The organism is Aeromonas veronii bv. veronii (assembly GCF_000820225.1).
Classification (GTDB): Bacteria; Pseudomonadota; Gammaproteobacteria; order Enterobacterales; family Aeromonadaceae; genus Aeromonas; species Aeromonas veronii.
Genome location: NZ_CDDK01000031.1, coordinates 923 through 3,028 on the forward strand (window position 1 = coordinate 923; position 2,106 = coordinate 3,028).

At 59.4% G+C, this 2,106-nt stretch carries 2 protein-coding genes; both read left to right on the forward strand.

The annotated features are described in order from the left end of the window. The first annotated feature begins 227 nt into the window (after positions 1-227). Positions 228-884, forward strand: coding sequence for a Bax inhibitor-1/YccA family protein (locus tag BN1139_RS12670; RefSeq protein ID WP_041980549.1), 657 nt, complete (start codon positions 228-230; stop codon positions 882-884). Between the two features lie 164 nt (positions 885-1,048). Beyond that, positions 1,049-2,106, forward strand: a 1,058-nt coding sequence (locus BN1139_RS12675; RefSeq protein ID WP_041980551.1) for a YccS/YhfK family membrane protein, incomplete at its 3' end; no start/stop codon positions are given.

The following is a 2,106-nucleotide window of genomic DNA, read 5'->3' on the forward strand; positions in this document are numbered from 1 at the left end:
GCCGCTCTGCCACCCCTCCGAACGGCGTGCATACTACGCTAAGCCCTTGTTCATATGCAATACATATTTCCTGTGGGATAGTGTGCGGGAGCAAAATGGCAGGTGGCTTGAAATTGTTCCTCGTCATCCCTATTTGTTCTACATACAATGCGTAAACATGCAGTAACAAACAGCGATCACGAGGCGGCTGCTCGCCGTCTCACCCGGACATCAAGAGGACACCCAAGATGGATACCCGTTCTATCTACACTGGCACCCAAAGTGCCGTACGCGATACCAACAAGGTGCTGCGTAACACCTATATGCTGCTCTCCCTCACTCTGGGCTTCTCTGCCGTGGTGGCGGGGGTCGCTACCGTGATGAACATGCCGCCGCTGCACTGGGCCATCTTCCTCATCGGCGTATACGGTCTGATGTTCCTGACCGAGAAGAACCGCAACAACAGCATGGGGCTGGTATTCACCTTCGCCCTGACCGGTCTGCTGGGCTATAGCCTGGGCCCCATCATCAACATGTACATGAACAATGGTGGTGGCGAGATCGTGATGACCGCCCTTGGCGGCACCGCGCTCACCTTCTTCGGTCTGTCAGCCTATGCCCTGACCACCAAGCGTGACCTCTCGTTCATCGGCGGCATGCTGTTCGTCGGTTTCTGGGTACTGCTGGTGGCCATGATTGCCAACATCTTCCTGCAGATGAGCGCCCTGAGCCTGGCACTGTCCGCCATGTTCATGCTCTTCTCCTCCGGGGCCATCCTGCTGACCACCCAGCAGATCGTGCGCGGCGGCGAGACCAACTACATCTCCGCCACCGTCACCCTGTATGTCTCCATCTACAACATTTTCCTGAGCCTGCTGAGCCTGCTTGGCGGCAACCGCAACTAATCAAAAACCCCGCTTCGGCGGGGTTTTTATTGGCTCCTGTTTCTGTCAGGATAAGTTGCAAATCAAGGATATGATGCGAAGCGGCCCTGATCCAAATCAGGGCCGCTTCTCGCTTGGCGGGTTACTATCTCGCTCTCGTTTCGATCAAGGGTTTCACCTGTCTCATGCCGATGGATCTCTCTGGCCTGCTGCGCCGACTGCTGACCGATAGTCACATCTACTTCGCTCTCAAAGTGCTGCTGGCCATTCTCGGTCTGCTCGCCTTCACCCTGGCCACCGGCAATATCCAGCTCACCGTGCTGCTCTCCCTCGGGGTCGTGGCGGGCGCTATTGCCGAAACCGACGACAGCCTGTGGGGACGGCTCAAAAATCTCGCCATGACGCTCATCTGCTTCATGTTCGCGTCCCTGTGCGTACAGTATCTCTACCCCACCCCCTGGCTGTTTGCCATCGGGCTCGCCAGCTCCACCTTTATCTTCGTGATGGTGGGGGCGCTCGGTGCCCGCTATGCCACCATCAGCTTCGGCTCGCTGCTGATCGCCATCTACACCATGCTGGGGGCCGCCAAGGCGCCGGATCTTTTCTACCAGCCGCTGGCGCTCGGCGCTGGCGCCCTCTGGTACGGGCTGGTCTCGTTTATCTGGCTCTGGCTGCTGCCCTACAAGACCCTGCACGAGCAGCTGGCCCAGAGCTACTTCGCCCTTGGTCGCTACCTGCTGGAAAAGTCCCGCTTCTTCCCGGCGGACGAGCACGGCGCCCAGGCCATTCGCCACAATCTGGCCCAGCTCAACATCAATCTGGTGAGCGCGCTGACCCTCACCAAGTCGGCCCTCAACGCCCGCCTGAGCCGCCGCCACCCGGCGAGCCCCGAGCTTGCCAGCCTGCTGCGCCTCTATCTGCTGGCGCTGGAAATCCACGAGCGTGCCACCTCCAGCCACTATCCCTACAGCCGGCTGGAAGCCGAGCTCAAGCAGGGCATAGTGCTGGAAGGATTTCAGGAGGTATTCCTGCAGCTCTCCGAGGCGTGCCAGCGGCTCGGTTACGCCATTCTGGTCCACAAGCCCTACGCCCATAACAAGCGCATTCACTGGACGCTGGAGGCCCTTGGCGATCAGCTGGAGTTCACCAATCTCAAGCAGCACTACCCGAAAACCCTGCTGACGCCGATGAAGTTCCTGCGCCGCAATCTGGCCAGCATCAACCAGCTGCTCGGCAGCGCCGA